This window comes from Azospira sp. MPR-LB4, from assembly GCF_058809525.1.
In genome coordinates this window covers 900,064-916,273 of sequence record NZ_CM179521.1, presented here as the reverse complement: position 1 = coordinate 916,273, position 16,210 = coordinate 900,064, and the positions used below count along the sequence as shown (strand labels likewise).

Here is a 16,210-nt window from a genome sequence, read left to right as displayed (position 1 = left end):
GTCCGGAGTCGAATGGGAGGTAAAGCTACTACATGTAGTGGTGCTAGGCAAATGCTTGACTAGATGTAGTTGTTGCGCTGTTCCCGGGGTGGTTCGCGGAAAGGCTGGAAAAATCAGGATTGGCACATTTTTTGACAATAAAACGGTGGTTCCGTTTGCAGCCGGTGGAACAAAAGAATACCTAGGGGGAGGGCGGGGGAGGAGGGGGTAGTCCGGTCGCAAAATCCGGTGGGGAGATTGGCCGATGGCCGGGGCCGTCCAAGGGCGGCGGTGGCGGTCCGGGAGTCCGGACCGCCGAGGGGTGTTGCGGCTATTACAGGTTGAGCAGGGTGGCGGTGTGGCGGGCGATCATCCATTCCTCGTTGGTGGGGATGACCAGCACGTCCACGGTGCTGCGGGGTTCGCTGATACGGTTGGCGTGCAGGGCGTTGGCCGATTCGTCGATGCTGATGCCCAGCCAGGAGGCCTGCAGGCAGACGCGACGGCGCACTTCGGCTGCGTGTTCGCCGATGCCGCCGGTGAACACCAGGGCGTCGATGCCGCCGATGGCGGCCGCCAGGGAACCCAGCTCCCGCACCACGCGGTAGCAGAAGAGATCCACCGCCTCCTTGGCTTCCGGCTTGTCGCTGGCCAGCAGGGTGCGCATGTCCGGGGAAATGCCGGAAACACCGAGCAGGCCCGATTCCTTGTACAGCAGCTTGGTCAGGGCCTTCACGTCCATGCCCTTGTTTTCCATCAGGTACAGCATCACACCCGGGTCCAGGGCGCCGGTACGGGTGCCCATCATCAGGCCCTCGACCGCGGTGAAGCCCATGGTGGACACCTGGCTCTTGCGATCCACCATGCCGCACATGGAGGCGCCGTTGCCCAGGTGGGCCACCACCACCCGGCCATTGGCCCGGGGCGAGTAGTCCGGCAGCACCCGGGCGATGTACTCGTAGGAGAGGCCGTGGAAGCCGTAGCGTTTGACCCCTTCACCGGTGATCCAGCGGGGCAGGGCAAAGGCCTGGGCCACGGGGGCCTGGGTACGGTGGAAGGCGGTGTCGAAACAGGCCACCTGGGGCACTTCCGGCATCATGGTGCGCAGGGCATCGACGCCGTCCAGGTTGTGGGGCTGGTGCAGGGGCGCCAGGGGAATGAGCCGGGTCAGGTGCTCGATGATGTTGTCGTCGAGCTTCATGGGGCGCGAATAGCGCTCACCGCCATGGACCACCCGGTGGCCCACGGCCACGATCTTCCAGCCCTTTTCATGGTCGTGCAGCCAGGAGATGAGGAATTCCAGGGCCTCGTGGTGCTGGCTTTCCGCATCGCCCTGGAGCGGGATGTCCACGTCGTCCAGCTTCTTGCCCTTGTCGTCCTTGGCCTTGATGTGGGCCTTGACGCCGATGCCGTCGATCTGGCCGGAGAGCACGGGTTCCGCAGCGATGCCGCCGCCGTTCTCCAGCTCGTAGAGGGAGAACTTGATGGAGGAGGAGCCGGCGTTGAGGGTGAGGACGGCGCGGGTCATTGGTTCTGCTTCCGGTAGGCGTGGGCCATCAGGGCGGCGATGGCGCAGGAGGCGGTGCGGGTCTCGGCGGTATCGGCGCGGGAGGTCAGCACGATGGGGCACTTGGCACCCAGTACGACGCCGGCGGAAAGGGCGTTGGCCAGGTATTCCAGCTGCTTGGCCACCATGTTGCCGGACTCCAGGTCAGGCACCACCAGGATGTCGGCCTGGCCGGCGACGGCGGACTTGATGCCCTTGGTCTTGGCAGCCACCAGGGAAACGGCGTTGTCGAAGGCCAGAGGGCCGTCCAGCAGGCCGCCCTTGATCTGCCCCCGGTCGGCCATCTTGCACAGGGCGGCCGCGTCCAGGGTGGACTGGATCTTGGGATTGACCGTCTCCACGGCGGACAGGATGGCCACCTTGGGTTCCGGGTTGCCCAGGATGTGGAAGAGGTCGATGGCGTTCTGGATGATGCTGACCTTTTCCTCCAGGGAGGGGGCGATGTTGATGGCCGCATCGGTGATCATGATGGGCTTGGGATAGGTGGGTACGTCCATGTAGAAGACGTGGGAGATGCGGCGGGAGGTGCGCAGGCCGTTGGCCCGGGATACCACCTCGCCCATCAGCTCGTCGGTGTGCAGGCTGCCCTTCATCAGGGCCTCGCAGTCGCCGTTGCGCACCAGGGTCACGGCCATGGCGGCGGATTCGTGGCTATGGCGGGTATTGACGATGCGGATGCCGGTCAGGTCCAGGCCGTTCTCTTCGGCGACGGAGCGGATCTTTGCCTCCGGCCCCACCAGGAAGGGTTCGATGAGGCCGGCCCGGGCGGCGAAGATGGGGCCCTTCAGGGATTCGGCATCGCAGGGATGGGCCACGGCCACGGGAATGGGTTCCAGGCCGGCGGCGGTGGCCAGCAGGGCCTGGTAGCGGGCTTCCTTGTCGCTGATGGTGAATTCGGGCAGGTGCACCCGCTCGCGGCGGATCTTCTCCGTCGGCGCCAGCACCTCGGCGGTGCCGCTCACCACCTGCAGGCCTTCCTGGTTGGTGCATTGGCAGTCGAAGAGGATGTGCTTGTTATGGTCGAACTTCTGCTTGGCGGTGATGGTGATGGTCACCGTGTCGCCGATGGTCACCGGCCGGGAGAAGTGCAGGGACTGGTCGATGTAGATGGTGCCCGGCCCCGGGAACTGGGTGCCGAGCACGGTGGAAATGAGGGCGCCGCTCCACATGCCATGGGCCACCACCTCCCGGAAAATGCCGCTCTGGGCGAATTCCGGGTCCACCACGGAGGGATTCACATCCCCCGACATGATGGCGAACAGCTTGATGTCTTCCGGACGCAGGGTCCGGATCAGGGTGGAAGAGTCTCCCACTTGGATTTCGTCGAAAGTCTTGTTTTCGATGTACTGCTCGGTGTGCTCAGCGTGCATGGCGCCTCCCGTTTTTGATTGTGTGGAGCTCTTAGCCGACGATGTTGTAGCCGCCGTCAATGTAGATGGTACCGCCGGTCAGGGTCTTCGCCACATCGCTGCACAGGTAGGCGGCCAGGGCGCCGACGTCGTCGATGGAGACCAGTCGGTGCAGGGGGGCCCGTTCCACGGCGTCCTTCATCAGATCGTCGAAGTGGGCGATGCCGGAGGCGGCGCGGGTGGCCAGGGGGCCCGGGGAGATGGCGTGCACCCGGATGCCCTTGGGGCCCAGCTCGGTGGCCAGGTAGCGGGTGGAAGCCTGCAGGGCGGCCTTTACCGGGCCCATCATGCCGTAGTTGTCCACCACTTCATCGGCGCCCAGGTAGCTCATGGTCAGCAGGGAGCCGCCGTCCTTCATCAGGGGCTCGGCCAGCTTGGCCATGCGGATGAAGGAGTGGCAGGAAATGTCGATGGCCCGCAGGAAGCCCTGGCGGGAGCAGTCCACCACCCGGCCGTGCAGGTCTTCCTTGGGGGCGAAGGCGATGGAGTGCAGGAGGAAGTCCAGCTTGCCCCACTTCTGTTCGATGGCGGCGAAAACAGCTGCCAGCTGATCGTCCTGTTCCACGTCCAGGGGCAGCACCAGGGGGGCGGCCAGCAGTTCGGCCAGGGGGCGCACGTGGGGTTCGGCCTTTTCATTCAGGTAGGTGACCGCCAGTTCGGCGCCGCAGATGTTGAAAGCCTTGGCGCAGCCGTAGGCAATGCTCTTGTTGTTGGCGATACCGACGACCAGGCCTTTTTTGCCGTTGAGGTTGAACATTTGCAGAACTCCAGGTTAGTTGAATGAAGGTGAACCATCCGGCGTCCAGTCTGGACCGGGGCCGTTATTGCAATCCTGTTTTCGTTATCATGCCGCATTTTGTGTTGCGGTGCAGCATATCGATTTTGACCTAGATCAAGGCCTAGTGGCAGTAGGACCTTAGCGGACGAGGGATAAGCCGGTATTTCGTTCCGATGACGTCCCCGTTACAGCGGCTTGCGCTGTGTCAACGTTTTTGCATTGACCATACCTATAATCCTCCGGCATGACCTTACAAGGGGGAGGGATTTTGGAACCGATTGCCAATTCTCTGGATGCAGTCCTCGAGGCGGTTTTGAGCAAACGCCGCCGGGACCCCACCCAACTGCTGCAAATTCTCCGGGAAGTGCAGGAACAGGTGGGCTACATCCCCCCTCCCGCCCTCACCGCCATCGCCGCCGCCCTGAAGCTGCCCCGGGCCCGGGTCGAGGGCGTGGCCGGCTTCTACTCCTTTCTCCATTTGCAGTCGGTGGGCAAATACCGGGTGCTCTTCTCCGACAACGCCACCGACCGCCTCCTGGGCAACCTGGACTTGCTCGGCACCATGTGCCAGAAGCTGTGGGTCGAACAGGGCAAGGTGTCGGAAGACGGCCTGGTCTCGGTGGATGTCACCTCCTGTACCGGCATGTGCGACCAGGGCCCGGCCCTGCTGGTCAATGGCCGCCCCATCACCCGCCTCACCCACCAGCGCGTCAATGAAATCTGCGAGCTGATCCGTTCCCGCCGGCCCCTGTCCCTGTGGCCCCAGGAATACTTCCGGGTGGAGGACAACATCCGCCGCAAGGACGATCTGCTCAATACCGTGCTGGAGCCGGGGGCTGCCCTGGCGGCGGCCATGGCCCTGGGGCCCGAGGCCTGGTTGGGCGAGGTGCAGAAGTCCAGCCTGCGCGGTCGCGGCGGCGCCGGCTTCACCACCGGGGTCAAGTGGGAGGCCTGCCGCAACGCCCCCGGTGAGGAGCGGGTCATCGTCTGCAACGCGGACGAAGGCGAGCCCGGTACCTTCAAGGACCGGGTGCTGCTGACCTCATACCCGGACCACGTGTTCGAGGGCATGACCCTGGCGGCCTACGCCACCGGCGCCCGCCAGGGCTTCCTCTACCTGCGGGGCGAATACCGCTACCTACTGGAGCCCCTGGAGGCAGCCCTGCAGCGCCGCCGCGAGGCCGGGCTGCTGGGGCAGGGCATCCGGGGCCAGGCCGGTTTCGATTTCGACATCGAGATTCATCTGGGCGCCGGCGCCTATGTCTGCGGTGAGGAAACGGCCCTGATCGAGTCCCTCGAGGGCAAGCGGGGCACGCCCCGCATCCGCCCGCCCTTCCCGGTGATCAAGGGCTATCTGGGGCGGCCCACGGTGGTCAATAACGTGGAAACCCTGGCCAAGACGGTGCTGATCGCCCTGGAAGGAGCCGAGCGCTTCGCCGCCGTCGGCACTGCCCAGTCCACCGGCACCAAGCTCCTCTCCATATCCGGCGACTGCGCCTTTCCCGGCATCTACGAGTATCCCTTCGGCGTTTCCATCGAGCAGATCCTGGAGGATTGCGGCGCCACCGACGTGCAGGCGGTCCAGGTGGGCGGCGCTTCGGGCACCTGCCTGGCGTCCTACGAGTTCCACCGGGGCATTGCCTACGAGGACGTGCCGACGGCCGGTTCCTTCATGATCTTCGATACCAGCCGGGACCTCTTCGAGGTGGCGCGCAACTTCGTCCACTTCTTCGCCCACGAGAGCTGCGGCTTTTGCACCCCCTGCCGGGTCGGCACCTCCCTGCTGCGGAACTTCATGGACAAGCTGGCCACCGGCCACGGCGCCAAGTACGACCTGGCCGACATCGAGTGGATCAACCGCCTGCTCAAGGCGGCCAGCCACTGCGGCCTGGGCCTGGCCGCCGCCAACCCGGTGGTGGAGACCCTGATCAAGTTCCGCCCCGCCTACGAGCGCCGGCTCCAGTCCCTGGATTTCGCCCCCGCCTTCGACCTGGACCAGTCCCTGGCCGAGGCCCGGCGCATGACCGGGCGCGACGATGCCGACGCCCACCTGAGTTCCGTGGAGGCCCACCGATGAGCGATACCAAGAAATTCCTGCTGGACGGCAAACCGGTGGTCTTCCAGGACGGCCAGACCATCCTGGAGGCCGCCCGCCAGGCTGGCCACTACATTCCCCACCTGTGCTGGCATCCGGATTTTCCGGCCCACGGTTCCTGCAAGCTGTGCATCGTCAAGGTGGGCGGACGCCACGTCTCCTCCTGCGCCATGCCGGCCAAGGAGGGCATGGAGGTGGAGAGCAACACCCCGGAGATGAACGGCGAGCGGCGGGCCCTGCTGCAGATGCTGTTCGTCGAGGGCAACCATTTCTGTCCCTCGTGCGAGAAGAGCGGCAACTGCCAGTTGCAGGCCCTGGCCTACGACCTGGAAATGCTCTCCGCCCATTTCAACCATTTCTATCCCAACCGGCCGGTGGATGCCTCCCATCCGGACGTCCTGCTGGACTTCAACCGCTGCATCTTCTGCGAGCTGTGCGTGCGGGCCAGCCGGGACATCGACGGCAAGAACATCTTCGCCCTCACCGATAGGGGCATCCACAAGCACCTGGTGGTCAATGCGGAAAGCGGCCGCCTGGCTGACACGGATTTTGCCGCCAGCGACCGGGCGGCCAACATCTGTCCCGTGGGCGTCATCCTGCACAAGCGCCAGGGCTTTGCCAGGCCCATCGGCGAGCGGGACTACGACGCCAAGCCGATCAGCGTGGTAGCCATGGAAGAGGTGGAAAAATGATCGTTTCCGGACGCAAGCTGCGGGTCGCCACCACCTCCCTGGCCGGGTGCTTCGGCTGCCACATGTCCTTCCTCGACATCGACGAGCACCTGCTGGAACTGGTGGAACTGGTGGAATTCGACCGTTCGCCCCTGACCGACATCAAGCACTGCGGCCCCTGCGACATCGGCATCATCGAAGGCGGCGTCTGCAATGCGGAGAATGTCCATGTGCTGCGGGAATTCCGCAAGCACTGCAAGATACTCATCGCCCTCGGCGCCTGCGCCGTCACCGGCGGCCTGCCGGCCCAGCGCAACCACCTGGACGTGGGCCAGTGCCTGCAGGAGGTCTACCACACCTGCATCGGCGTCGAATCCCTGCCCGGCGGCCAGGTACCCAACGACCCGGAATTGCCCCTGCTGCTGGACAAGGTCCATCCCATCCACGAAGTGGTGCGGGTGGATTACTTCATTCCCGGCTGCCCGCCCTCGGGGGAGGCCATCTGGAAGTTCCTGACGGACCTCATCGCCGGCCACACGCCCCGGCTTTCCCATCCCATCCTGCGTTTCGACTGAGGCTTCCCCACCATGTTCGAACTTGAAACCGCGTCCCAGACCGACAACCTGCGCCGCGTCGCCATCGATCCTGTTTCCCGGGTCGAAGGCCACGGCAAGGTGACCCTGCTGCTGGACGATCACAACCAGGTGCAGCAGGTGCGCCTGCACATCGTCGAATTCCGGGGCTTCGAGAAATTCATCCAGGGCCGCCCCTACTGGGAAGTGCCGGTGATGGTGCAGCGTCTCTGCGGCATCTGCCCCGTCTCCCACCATCTGGCGGCCTCCAAGGCCCTGGACCTGGTGGTGGGCGCCGCCAGCATCACGCCGACGGCGGAAAAGATGCGCCGCCTCATGCACTACGGCCAGATGCTGCAGTCCCACGCCCTGCATTTCTTCCACCTGTCCTCGCCCGACCTGCTGTTCGGCTTCGATTCCGACGTGGGGCAGCGCAACATCGTCGGCGTCGCCGCCGCCCATCCGGAGGTGGCCAAGCAGGGCATCCTGCTGCGCAAGTTCGGCCAGGAGGTGATCCGCGTCACCTCCGGCAAGCGCATCCACGGCACCGGCGCCGTTCCCGGCGGGGTGAACAAGGCCCTGGACCCGGCCGACCGGGCCATGCTGCTGCAGGACGTGGAGCAGATGATCGCCTGGAGCCGGGACGCGGTGCATCTGACCAAGCGCCTGCATACCAGCAACCCGGCCCTCTACGACCAGTTCGGGCTGTTCCGCTCCAACCTCTTCAGCCTGGTGCGGGCCGATGGTGCCCTGGACTTCTACCACGGCCACCTGCGTCTGCGGGACGGGGACGGCAAGGTGCTGCTGGACGGCGTGGACTACCAGAACTACCACCACCTGCTGACCGAGGAGGTGAAGTCCTGGAGCTACATGAAATTCCCCTATGTGACCGCCATGGGCCGGGAACAGGGCTGGTACAAGGTGGGCCCCCTGGCCCGGGTGCAGAACTGCGACTTCATTCCCAGCCCCCTGGCCGAGATCGAGCGGCGCGAATTCATGGACCACGGCCAGGGCGGCCTGGTGCACGCGCCCCTGGCCTACCACTGGGCCCGCATGATCGAAATGCTGCACGCCGCCGAAGTCATCAAGGAACTGCTGGCCGACGACGACCTGCTGGGGGACGACCTGATGTCCTGCGGCGACCGCCGCCGCGAAGGCGTGGGCGTGATCGAGGCGCCCCGGGGCACCCTGATCCACCATTACCAGGTGGATGAGGACGACCTCGTCACCATGGCCAACCTGATCGTCTCCACCACCCACAACAACCAGGCCATGAACGAGGCGGTGCGCCAGGTGGCGCGCCAGTACCTGAACGGCCGGGAAATCACCGAAGGGCTGCTCAACCATATCGAGGTGGCCATCCGCGCCTTCGATCCCTGCCTTTCCTGCGCCACCCACGCCCTGGGCCAGATGCCCCTGACCGTGGAACTGCTGGACGGCAGCGGCCGCCTGCTGGACCGCCGGGTCAAGGGATGACGCGCCGGCTGGTGGTCTTCGGCATCGGCAACCCCAGCCGCGGCGACGATGCCCTGGGGCCCCTGCTGTTGCAGCGCCTGGAGCAGGCCCGTCTGCCCGGGGTGGTGACGGTGGAGGATTTCCAGCTGCAGATCGAGCACGCCATCGACCTCCAGGGTCGGGACCTGGCCCTTTTCATCGATGCCGGGGAGGGCACGCCGGCGCCTTTCAGCTTCGCCCCGGTGACGCCCCTCTTCAATCCGGCCCACAGCACCCATTCCCTGGCTCCCGGCGCCGTGCTTGCCGTCTATGGCCAGGCCCTGGAACAGGCGCCGCCGCCGGCCTACGTCCTCTGCGTGCGGGGCCAGCGCTTCGAGTTGGGGGAGGGGCTCAGCCCCGCCGGGCGCCAGCACCTGGAGGCGGCCTGGGATTTTCTCCGCCAGCTGTGCACCGAGCCGGACCCGGAGCGCTGGAGCCAGCTCCGGCCCCTGCCCGGATTGCCGCCCCTGCTCTAGGATTCCGGGCCGCCGGTGAATTGACTTGCATCATGGTTTGTTCCCGGCCCGCCGACAGATCATGGCGCATGCTGCCCGGGGGAGGGTGGCTCCTTTTTGGCAGAACGACCATGACCCATCCGACGTCCACCCAGCCCGGCCTGCTCCTGCGCGGCTTCCTGCTGCTGTTCCTTGCCGGTTCCCTCCAGGCGGCGCCCTGGCCCAGCCCGGTGGCCTCCTACCAGGCCGTGGCGGCCGGGGAAGGGCGGGGCGAGGACATCCTCCTGGCGGCGGCTCCCGATTCTGGGCTGGAAGTCTCCTACGATGCGGCCAGCCGGCGCCTGCACCTGCACTACCCCATGGCCTTCAACCAGCTGACCGAAGGCTGGAGCTGGCGGCCCCTGGCCGATCCGGCCAGCGAGGATTACTACCGCTTCAAGTATCTGCCCCTGGGCAGCGTGAACGAGGAGCGGGACAGCTATGTGGGGGAGGACAAGATCGGCGAGCCGGAAACCATGCGGGTGCTCTGGCGTTACGACTATTTCCTGGCCTTCGACAATCTCTACGACTTCATGCCCCGGGGTACCGACGACGAAGCCGGCTTCGACGCCGAGCTGACCCTGGAGCCGGAGCAGGCGGCGCCCCTGCTGGAACCGGGGGCGGTGAGCCTGATCGCCCGGGTGCACCTGCAGGAGCCCTACGTTTCCGAGAGCACAACCTTCTGGAAGGCCATCCATGCCCGGCCCACGGATTTCACCCTGAAGAAGCGCTACCTCATCGGCGAGGTGGAGGAAATTCGCTTCGTCACCGGGCAGAATCGAGTGCTGGCGCAGCTTCCGCGGCATCCGCAACAAAAACAGCAGAGCGGCAAGCCGTAAGGGCGCAGCTTGCCGGGGGCTGCCGTGCTAAAATCTCGTTCTGTCACAAAACCTAAACTCAAAATTCATGTTCGGACGTCTGATGCCCCAAGAGGGCAAGTTTTTCGACCTGTTCAACGCTCACGCAGAACAGATCGTGCAGGGTGGTCAAGCCTTGGCCACCTTCATCAACCATCTGGGACGTAACCCCGAAGAGGCCACCCAGGCCGCCGACGCAGTGGATACCGCCGAAAGCCGGGCCGACAAGATCACCCACGAGACGGTTGCCCTGCTGCACAAGACCTTCATCACCCCCCTGGATCGGGACGAGATCCACTCCCTCATCACCGGCATGGACGACATCCTGGACCTGATCCAGGACGTGACCCAGACCGTCTCCCTCTACGACATCCGCAAGGGCACCCCGGAAGCCATCCAGCTGGCCGAAATCTGCGTCTCCTGTTGCGACCGGGTGCGCTGGGCCGTCTCCCTGCTGCCCAACGCCGACCAGGGCCCGGCCATCCTCAAGACCTGCGAGGAAATCGACCGCCTGGAGTCCGACGCCGACCGCGTCATGCGTTCCGCCATGTCCCGCCTGTTCCGCGACGAGCCGGACGTGCGCCAGCTGATCAAGCTCAAGGCCATCTACGAACTGCTGGAAACCGTGACCGACCGCTGTGAGGATGTGGCCAACATCCTCGAAGGCATCGTCCTCGAAAACTCCTAAGCGATAACCATGACTGGTCTCGAAATCAGCCTGGGAGTCGTGGTGCTCCTGGTGGTGCTGGCGTTGGCGTTCGATTTCATGAACGGCTTTCACGATGCCGCCAATTCCATCGCCACCGTGGTTTCCACCGGGGTCCTGAAGCCCCACCAGGCGGTGGCTTTCGCCGCCTTCTTCAACATCGTCGCCATCTTCATCTTCCAGTTGAAGGTGGCCACCACCATTGGCAAGGGCACCATCGATCCGGCCATCGTGGACCACATCGTCATCTTCGGCGCCCTCATGGGGGCCGTGGTGTGGAACCTGGTGACCTGGTTCTACGGCATTCCGTCCTCCTCCTCCCACGCCCTCATCGGCGGTCTGGTGGGGGCGGCCCTGGCCAAGTCCGGTCCCGATGCCCTGATCGCCGCCGGCATCCTGAAGACCGTAGCCTTCATCTTCGTCTCCCCCCTGCTCGGCTTCATCCTCGGCACCCTGCTCATGGTGGCGGTGTCCTGGCTGTTCTTCCGCACCACACCGCGCAAGGTGGACAAGTGGTTCCGCCGCCTGCAGCTGGTTTCCGCCGGCCTCTACAGCCTGGGCCACGGCGGCAACGACGCCCAGAAGACCATCGGCATCATCTGGATGCTGCTCATCGCCGCCGGCCTGTCCCAGTCCAGCGACCCCATCCCCGTCTGGGTGGTGGTCTGCTGCTACGTGGCCATCGGCCTGGGCACCATGTTCGGTGGCTGGCGCATCGTCAAGACCATGGGCCAGAAGATCACCAAGTTGAAGCCCGTGGGCGGCTTCTGTGCCGAGACGGGCGGGGCCATCACCCTGTTCCTGGCCACGGCCCTGGGCATTCCCGTGTCCACCACCCACACCATCACCGGCGCCATCGTCGGCGTCGGCTCCGCGCGCAAGTTCAACGCCGTGCGCTGGGGCATCGCCGGCGGCATCGTCTGGGCCTGGATCCTCACCATCCCCTGCAGTGCCCTCATTGCAGCCGGTGCCTGGTATCTGGGCAGCTTTCTGCTTTGATTCCCCGCCGCCCGCCCCGTCCGGGGCGGGCATAATGGAGCCTGACTCCATTTCCGCTCCACACCCATGGTCTGGCTCAAGCTTCTGGCGGTGATCGCCGCCTTCGTCCTGCTCGTCTGGTCTTTCCCCTTCCTTTGGGAAATCGGCATCGCCGCCATTTTCGGCGCCTGTTTCTGGCTCTTCGCCCGGCCGCCGCAAAACCGTCCCCCCGCCGACGACGGCCAGCCATGAAGGCGTTGCCCCAGCGTCTCCGCGGAGGGCTGTGGATTGCCGCTTCCGCCGCCGGTTTCGGCGCCATGGCCATTTTCGCCAAGCTGGCCTATGCCGAGGGCGTCGGCCTGGAAACCCTGCTCTTCCTGCGCTTTGCCCTGGGCGGCGCCTGCCTCGCCCTGATCCTGCGCTGGCGGCGCCAGGCCTGGCCGGCCCCGGCCCTCTGGCCCGGGCTGGCGGCCATGGGCGGGATCGGCTACGTGGGCCAGTCCTACTGTTACTTTGCCGCCCTGCGCCATGCCTCGGCCGGACTCACGGCGGTGCTGCTCTATCTCTATCCGGTGCTGGTGACCTTGCTCGCGGCCCTGCTGGGGCGCCAGCGGCTCAGCGGGCGCAAGCTGCTGGCGGTGGGGGCCGCCTTCGTCGGCACCCTGCTGACCATCGGCGGCAGCCTGGCGGGCACGCCCCTGGGCATCGGCCTGGGCCTGGCGGCAGCCCTCATCTACTCGGTCTATATCCTGGCCGGAGAGCGCCTGACGGCCCGGGCCGGGGCCCTGGCCTCGGCTGCAGTGATCATGCTGGCGGCGGCGGTGGTGTTCGGCGTGCTGGCTTTCCATGCCGCCTCGCCGTGGCCGGCTTCCCTGGCGGGATGGGCAGCGGTGCTGGGGATCGTGGTGTTTTCCACCATCGTCGGCATGGTGGGGTTCTTCGCCGGCATGGCCAAGCTGGGGGCGGCGGATGCGGCCACCCTGTCCACCCTGGAGCCGGTGGTGACCCTGGTGCTGGCGGCCCTGTTTCTCGGGGAGGTGGTGGGGGGCTGGCAGTTGGCCGGCGGCGCCCTCATCCTGGGCGCGGTGGTGGTCCTGGTGCGTAGCCCGGTTATGCCGGAGAGGCCCGCCGGATAAGGCGCTCCGGCCATGCCCCGGTGTCGTGCCCGGGGCATGGGCCTGGTGGCAGCGGGCTTACTCGGCGATGGGCCGGGCGGAGGTGATGAAGGAGAGGGCCTTGGTGCTGTAGAGGTCCACATGCACCGCTTCCACCTGGGGCGTGTTCACGGTGGCCTCGGCCTGCCAGCGGATGAGGAAGTTGGCGCCGGAACCGCCTTCGTCCTCCCGCCGCTCGATGAACAGCTCCAGGGTGCCCAGGGGCGGAATGGTGCGCACCTTGGGCACGAAATCCTTGAGCAGCTTGCCGTCCGTGTCGTAGTAGCGGGCCGAGAGCACCTTGATGGGGTTCTTCGTATCCGTGTTGCGCACGCTGACCAGGGCCGACAGGTAGGACTTGTCCGGATTGCCGCTCTTGTCCAGGTTGCCGTGCCAGAGGTGGGAATAGATGGGCAGGTAGAGGGTCTGGCTCTTGGCCTGGTAGATCTCCTGGGCCTGGACCGGGGCCACCAGCAACGCCCCGGCCAGCATCAGGCCGGCGAAGGTCTGCAGCGGGCGGAGCAGGCGATGGGGCAGGGCGTTGGCATTCATGGCAGTGGTCCAGTGGAAATGGTCAGAGGAGGAAGGCCCGCAGGGCGTCCAGCACCCGGTCCGGCTGTTCCGCCATCATGGCATGGCCGGCGCCGTCGATCTCGGCTTTGCGTACGTCCTTGAGGGCTTTCGCCAGGTCGCCGGCGGCCCGGGGCGGGGTCATCAGGTCCCGCTTGGCGATCACCAGCAGGGCCGGGCATTGCACCTTGGCGGCGGCTTCCAGACCGGTCTGGTAGTCGTTGCAGTTGGACAGGTCGACGAACAGGGAGCCGGCCCGGGCGCGGCGCATCAGGGCCAGGCTGGCCCCGGGCTGCCAGGCGCCGGGCACGGTGTTGCCGCCCAGGCCCTGGGCGTTGGACCATTGGTTGATCATGCGGTAGGCCTTTTCCGGCTTGTCCTTGGCGGCGGCCAGAAGTTGCTCGGAGACGGCCATGGGCACGGCGCTGCCGAGCAGGGCGATCTTGCCGATGCGGCCGGGGTGGCGGGCGGCGGCTTCCAGGGCGGTCAGGGAGCCCATGGAGTGGCCGGCCAGCACGGCCTTTTCCACGCCGGCCGCATCCAGCAGATCGGCCACCCAGTCGGCCAGGGCGCCGATGGAAGCCAGGGGTTCGCCGCCGGAGCGGCCGTGGCCGGGCAGATCCACCGCCAGCACGCTGTAGCCGTGGTTGGCGAAATAGCGGCTCTGCAGGCCCCACACCGTGTGGTCGTTGGCGGCGCCGTGGAGGAAGACCAGGGCGGGCTTCTTCGGGTCGAAGGTCTTGCCGCCGGTGTAGGCGTAGATCTTGGTGTCGCGGACGATCAGTTCCATGGCCCCCTCCTTACGCCACAGCCTTGGCCGCAGCGGCCAGGCCCCGGGACAAGTCTTCGATGAGGTCGTCCGCATCTTCCAGACCGACCGAGAGGCGGATGGTGCCGGCGCCGATGCCCGCGGCCAGCAAGGCTTCGTCGGACATGCGGAAGTGGGTGGTGGAGGCCGGGTGGATCACCAGGGACTTGGCATCGCCCACGTTGGCCAGGTGGGAGAAGAGCTTCAGGGTCTCGATGAATTTCTTGCCGGCGGGGCGGCCGCCCTTGACGCTGAAACTGAAGACGGAGCCGCAGCCGCGGGGCAACAGCTTCTGGGCCAGGGCATGGTCCGGGTGGCTTTCCAGGCCCGGGTAGGCGACGCTTTCCACAGCCTCGTGGGCAACGAGGAAATCCACCAGCTTGCGGGCGTTTTCCACATGGCGCTGCATGCGCAGGGGCAGGGTTTCGACGCCCTGCAGGATCTGGAAGGCGTTCATGGGGCTCATGCAGGCGCCGAAGTCGCGCAGGCCTTCGCGTCGGGCCCGCAGCAGGAAGGCGGCGACGGTGGATTCCTCGGCGAAGTCCATGCCGTGGAAACCGTCGTAGGGCTCGGTCAGAGTGGGGAATTTACCCGAGGCTTCCCAATCGAAATTGCCCGAATCCACCAGCACGCCGCCGACAGCGGTGCCGTGGCCGCAGAGGAACTTGGTGGCGGAGTGGAAGACCAGATCGGCGCCGTGCTCGAAGGGTTTCAGCAGGTAGGGGCTGGTGAAGGTGGAATCCACCAGCAGGGGCAGGCCGTGTTCGTGGGCCAGGGCGGAAATACGGGGGATGTCCAGCACGTCCAGGCCCGGGTTGCCCAGGGTCTCGCCGAAGAGCAGGCGGGTGTTGGGGCGGATGGCGGCGCGCCAGGCGTCCACGTCCCGGGTGGGGACGAAGGTGGTATCGATGCCGAAGCGGCGCAGGGTGTAGTCCAGCAGGTTGTGGCTGCCGCCGTAGAGGGCGCCGGAGGCGACGATGTGGCTGCCGGCCCCCATCAGGGTGGCCACGGCCAGGTGCATGGCGGCCTGGCCGCTGGCGGTGGCGATGGCGCCGACGCCGCCTTCCAGGGCGGCGATGCGCTCCTCCAGCACCGACACGGTGGGATTGGAAATGCGGGAATAGACGTGGCCGGCCCGTTCCATGTTGAAGAGGGCAGCGGCCTGGTCGGAGTCCTTGAAGACGAAGGAGGTGGACAGGTAGATCGGGGTGGCGCGGGCGCCGTACTGCGGGTCGGGCACCTGGCCGGCGTGCAGGGCCAGGGTGTCGAGGGTGTAGCCGTCCTTACCGGCCATGGGCGTTCTCCTGAGGGTCTCGTTGTTCTTTGGCTGTCAGGCCGGCATGTCCGGCAGCAGCATGTCTTCCAGCAGCCTGATGCGGTCCTTGAGCTGCAGCTTGCGCTTTTTCAGGCGCCGCACCAGGAGCTGGTCCGGCGGCGGGTTGGCGGTGAGGTGTTCGATCACCAGGTCCAGGTCCCGGTGTTCCACTTCCAGCTCGTGCAGCCGGCCGCGGATGATGCCGGCCTCGTCGTCGCTCAGGGTCATGGGCTGTTTACATTCGTAAAATGATCTTTGCCGGCGGCTTTCTTCCCGCGAGGGAAGCGGCCGCCAAGGCAGGATCGAGGACGCATTGTGGACCATTCCACAGCGTACGGAAAAGGGCATAGAATAGACCGTACAATTCTAACCTTATGGAGGAGATCCATGTCCCACACCGTCATTGTCGTTTTCGGCAAAGGCAAGGAGTACGAATTCAAGTTCACCCAGGCAGACCTCGGCGGCCAGACCGCGGAAGAGGCCCGTCGCTGGTTCGACAAGGAGTTCGTCACCCTGGAATGCGAACCCTCCAATCCGGTGGGCAAGGTCCTGATCATCGACAAGGTACTCAACGTCGCCAAGTACGGCGGCGAAGCCCGCTTCGCCGAGGCCGGCGGCTGGGCCAAGGACTTCACCCGTAACGCCGCCCTGGCCCTGGGCCGCGATACGGTGCGGGTGGATGTGGCCGATTTCATCATCGGTTACTGAAACCGCAGCGGCGGGAAAAAAGAACGGCGCACCTCGGTGCGCCGTTCTGCTTTTG

General features: G+C 66.0%; 18 protein-coding genes. 11 read left to right on the top strand and 7 right to left on the bottom strand.

The genetic code is table 11. The annotated features are described in order from the left end of the window. Positions 1 to 313: 313 nt before the first annotated feature. The 3 genes from AC3QLZ_RS04155 to fabI are packed head-to-tail and all read right to left on the bottom strand — an operon-like array spanning position 314 to position 3,712. On the bottom strand, positions 314 to 1,507 hold the full coding sequence (locus AC3QLZ_RS04155) for an acetate/propionate family kinase (protein ID WP_014238048.1): 1,194 nt from the start codon (positions 1,505 to 1,507) through the stop codon (positions 314 to 316). Then, on the bottom strand, positions 1,504 to 2,916 hold the full coding sequence (locus AC3QLZ_RS04150) for a bifunctional enoyl-CoA hydratase/phosphate acetyltransferase (RefSeq protein ID WP_492783388.1): 1,413 nt from the start codon (positions 2,914 to 2,916) through the stop codon (positions 1,504 to 1,506). Before AC3QLZ_RS04150 ends, AC3QLZ_RS04155 begins: the two co-directional genes overlap by 4 nt. A 31-nt stretch (positions 2,917 to 2,947) precedes the next feature. Next, complete coding sequence (gene fabI, locus AC3QLZ_RS04145; protein WP_014238046.1) at positions 2,948 to 3,712, bottom strand: enoyl-ACP reductase FabI; 765 nt, start codon at positions 3,710 to 3,712, stop codon at positions 2,948 to 2,950. A gap of 265 nt (positions 3,713 to 3,977) precedes the next feature. Between fabI and AC3QLZ_RS04140 the strand changes: the two genes are divergently transcribed. The 10 genes from AC3QLZ_RS04140 to AC3QLZ_RS04095 all read left to right on the top strand — a co-directional run bounded on the left by AC3QLZ_RS04140 (position 3,978) and on the right by AC3QLZ_RS04095 (position 12,736). Further along, entirely contained in the window at positions 3,978 to 5,810 is a 1,833-nt protein-coding gene (locus tag AC3QLZ_RS04140) for an NAD(P)H-dependent oxidoreductase subunit E (RefSeq protein ID WP_492783387.1), read from the top strand. After that, positions 5,807 to 6,520: a 2Fe-2S iron-sulfur cluster-binding protein gene (locus tag AC3QLZ_RS04135; RefSeq protein WP_014238044.1), complete on the top strand. Its 714-nt coding sequence runs from the start codon at positions 5,807 to 5,809 to the stop codon at positions 6,518 to 6,520. The genes AC3QLZ_RS04140 and AC3QLZ_RS04135 overlap by 4 nt, the downstream gene beginning before the upstream one ends. Further along, positions 6,517 to 7,074, top strand: a complete 558-nt coding sequence (locus AC3QLZ_RS04130) for an NADH-quinone oxidoreductase subunit B family protein (protein WP_014238043.1) — start codon at positions 6,517 to 6,519, stop codon at positions 7,072 to 7,074. The genes AC3QLZ_RS04135 and AC3QLZ_RS04130 overlap by 4 nt, the downstream gene beginning before the upstream one ends. A 12-nt stretch (positions 7,075 to 7,086) precedes the next feature. Continuing rightward, positions 7,087 to 8,547 carry a Ni/Fe hydrogenase subunit alpha gene (locus AC3QLZ_RS04125; RefSeq protein WP_152088957.1) on the top strand — a complete coding sequence of 487 codons (1,461 nt, stop codon included), beginning with the start codon at positions 7,087 to 7,089 and terminating at the stop codon, positions 8,545 to 8,547. After that, entirely contained in the window at positions 8,544 to 9,041 is a 498-nt protein-coding gene (locus AC3QLZ_RS04120) for a hydrogenase maturation protease (RefSeq protein ID WP_014238041.1), read from the top strand. The genes AC3QLZ_RS04125 and AC3QLZ_RS04120 overlap by 4 nt, the downstream gene beginning before the upstream one ends. 110 nt (positions 9,042 to 9,151) lie before the next feature. Further along, complete coding sequence (locus tag AC3QLZ_RS04115; RefSeq protein ID WP_014238040.1) at positions 9,152 to 9,898, top strand: hypothetical protein; 747 nt, start codon at positions 9,152 to 9,154, stop codon at positions 9,896 to 9,898. A gap of 67 nt (positions 9,899 to 9,965) precedes the next feature. Next, complete coding sequence (locus AC3QLZ_RS04110; protein WP_043798343.1) at positions 9,966 to 10,604, top strand: DUF47 domain-containing protein; 639 nt, start codon at positions 9,966 to 9,968, stop codon at positions 10,602 to 10,604. 9 nt (positions 10,605 to 10,613) lie between these two features. Beyond that, positions 10,614 to 11,621 carry an inorganic phosphate transporter gene (locus AC3QLZ_RS04105; protein WP_130458749.1) on the top strand — a complete coding sequence of 336 codons (1,008 nt, stop codon included), beginning with the start codon at positions 10,614 to 10,616 and terminating at the stop codon, positions 11,619 to 11,621. 66 nt (positions 11,622 to 11,687) lie between these two features. Beyond that, on the top strand, positions 11,688 to 11,852 hold the full coding sequence (locus AC3QLZ_RS04100) for a hypothetical protein (protein ID WP_287873715.1): 165 nt from the start codon (positions 11,688 to 11,690) through the stop codon (positions 11,850 to 11,852). Then, the gene (locus AC3QLZ_RS04095; RefSeq protein WP_492783386.1) at positions 11,849 to 12,736 is read left to right on the top strand and encodes a DMT family transporter; all 888 of its coding nucleotides are present in this window, start codon (positions 11,849 to 11,851) and stop codon (positions 12,734 to 12,736) included. Before AC3QLZ_RS04100 ends, AC3QLZ_RS04095 begins: the two co-directional genes overlap by 4 nt. Before the next feature lie 57 nt (positions 12,737 to 12,793). Here the strand turns inward: AC3QLZ_RS04095 and AC3QLZ_RS04090 are convergent, their stop codons facing one another. Genes AC3QLZ_RS04090 through AC3QLZ_RS04075 form a run of 4 tightly spaced genes read right to left on the bottom strand, consistent with a single transcriptional unit; the run spans position 12,794 to position 15,675 of the window. After that, the gene (locus AC3QLZ_RS04090; protein WP_287873713.1) at positions 12,794 to 13,306 is read right to left on the bottom strand and encodes a DUF3124 domain-containing protein; all 513 of its coding nucleotides are present in this window, start codon (positions 13,304 to 13,306) and stop codon (positions 12,794 to 12,796) included. A gap of 22 nt (positions 13,307 to 13,328) precedes the next feature. Next, on the bottom strand, positions 13,329 to 14,114 hold the full coding sequence (locus AC3QLZ_RS04085; protein WP_287873712.1) for an alpha/beta fold hydrolase: 786 nt from the start codon (positions 14,112 to 14,114) through the stop codon (positions 13,329 to 13,331). Positions 14,115 to 14,124: 10 nt separating this feature from the next. Beyond that, positions 14,125 to 15,426, bottom strand: coding sequence for an O-acetylhomoserine aminocarboxypropyltransferase (locus tag AC3QLZ_RS04080; protein WP_287873711.1), 1,302 nt, complete (start codon positions 15,424 to 15,426; stop codon positions 14,125 to 14,127). 36 nt (positions 15,427 to 15,462) lie between these two features. Next, positions 15,463 to 15,675, bottom strand: coding sequence for a YdcH family protein (locus AC3QLZ_RS04075; protein ID WP_014238032.1), 213 nt, complete (start codon positions 15,673 to 15,675; stop codon positions 15,463 to 15,465). A 159-nt stretch (positions 15,676 to 15,834) separates the two neighbouring features. Here AC3QLZ_RS04075 and AC3QLZ_RS04070 point away from each other — a divergent pair, with 159 nt between their 5' ends. Further along, entirely contained in the window at positions 15,835 to 16,155 is a 321-nt protein-coding gene (locus AC3QLZ_RS04070) for a hypothetical protein (RefSeq protein WP_130458744.1), read from the top strand. Positions 16,156 to 16,210 lie beyond the last annotated feature (55 nt).

What these genes read in the sequence shown, in the direction of transcription:
- AC3QLZ_RS04155 (WP_014238048.1), bottom strand. Translation starts at nt 1,507, where the DNA reads ATGACCCGCGCCGTCCTCACCCTCAACGCCGGCTCCTCCTCCATCAAG.
- AC3QLZ_RS04150 (WP_492783388.1), bottom strand. Translation starts at nt 2,916, where the DNA reads ATGCACGCTGAGCACACCGAGCAGTACATCGAAAACAAGACTTTCGAC.
- fabI (WP_014238046.1), bottom strand. Translation starts at nt 3,712, where the DNA reads ATGTTCAACCTCAACGGCAAAAAAGGCCTGGTCGTCGGTATCGCCAAC.
- AC3QLZ_RS04140 (WP_492783387.1), top strand. Translation starts at nt 3,978, where the DNA reads ATGACCTTACAAGGGGGAGGGATTTTGGAACCGATTGCCAATTCTCTG.
- AC3QLZ_RS04135 (WP_014238044.1), top strand. Translation starts at nt 5,807, where the DNA reads ATGAGCGATACCAAGAAATTCCTGCTGGACGGCAAACCGGTGGTCTTC.
- AC3QLZ_RS04130 (WP_014238043.1), top strand. Translation starts at nt 6,517, where the DNA reads ATGATCGTTTCCGGACGCAAGCTGCGGGTCGCCACCACCTCCCTGGCC.
- AC3QLZ_RS04125 (WP_152088957.1), top strand. Translation starts at nt 7,087, where the DNA reads ATGTTCGAACTTGAAACCGCGTCCCAGACCGACAACCTGCGCCGCGTC.
- AC3QLZ_RS04120 (WP_014238041.1), top strand. Translation starts at nt 8,544, where the DNA reads ATGACGCGCCGGCTGGTGGTCTTCGGCATCGGCAACCCCAGCCGCGGC.
- AC3QLZ_RS04115 (WP_014238040.1), top strand. Translation starts at nt 9,152, where the DNA reads ATGACCCATCCGACGTCCACCCAGCCCGGCCTGCTCCTGCGCGGCTTC.
- AC3QLZ_RS04110 (WP_043798343.1), top strand. Translation starts at nt 9,966, where the DNA reads ATGTTCGGACGTCTGATGCCCCAAGAGGGCAAGTTTTTCGACCTGTTC.
- AC3QLZ_RS04105 (WP_130458749.1), top strand. Translation starts at nt 10,614, where the DNA reads ATGACTGGTCTCGAAATCAGCCTGGGAGTCGTGGTGCTCCTGGTGGTG.
- AC3QLZ_RS04100 (WP_287873715.1), top strand. Translation starts at nt 11,688, where the DNA reads ATGGTCTGGCTCAAGCTTCTGGCGGTGATCGCCGCCTTCGTCCTGCTC.
- AC3QLZ_RS04095 (WP_492783386.1), top strand. Translation starts at nt 11,849, where the DNA reads ATGAAGGCGTTGCCCCAGCGTCTCCGCGGAGGGCTGTGGATTGCCGCT.
- AC3QLZ_RS04090 (WP_287873713.1), bottom strand. Translation starts at nt 13,306, where the DNA reads ATGAATGCCAACGCCCTGCCCCATCGCCTGCTCCGCCCGCTGCAGACC.
- AC3QLZ_RS04085 (WP_287873712.1), bottom strand. Translation starts at nt 14,114, where the DNA reads ATGGAACTGATCGTCCGCGACACCAAGATCTACGCCTACACCGGCGGC.
- AC3QLZ_RS04080 (WP_287873711.1), bottom strand. Translation starts at nt 15,426, where the DNA reads ATGGCCGGTAAGGACGGCTACACCCTCGACACCCTGGCCCTGCACGCC.
- AC3QLZ_RS04075 (WP_014238032.1), bottom strand. Translation starts at nt 15,675, where the DNA reads ATGACCCTGAGCGACGACGAGGCCGGCATCATCCGCGGCCGGCTGCAC.
- AC3QLZ_RS04070 (WP_130458744.1), top strand. Translation starts at nt 15,835, where the DNA reads ATGTCCCACACCGTCATTGTCGTTTTCGGCAAAGGCAAGGAGTACGAA.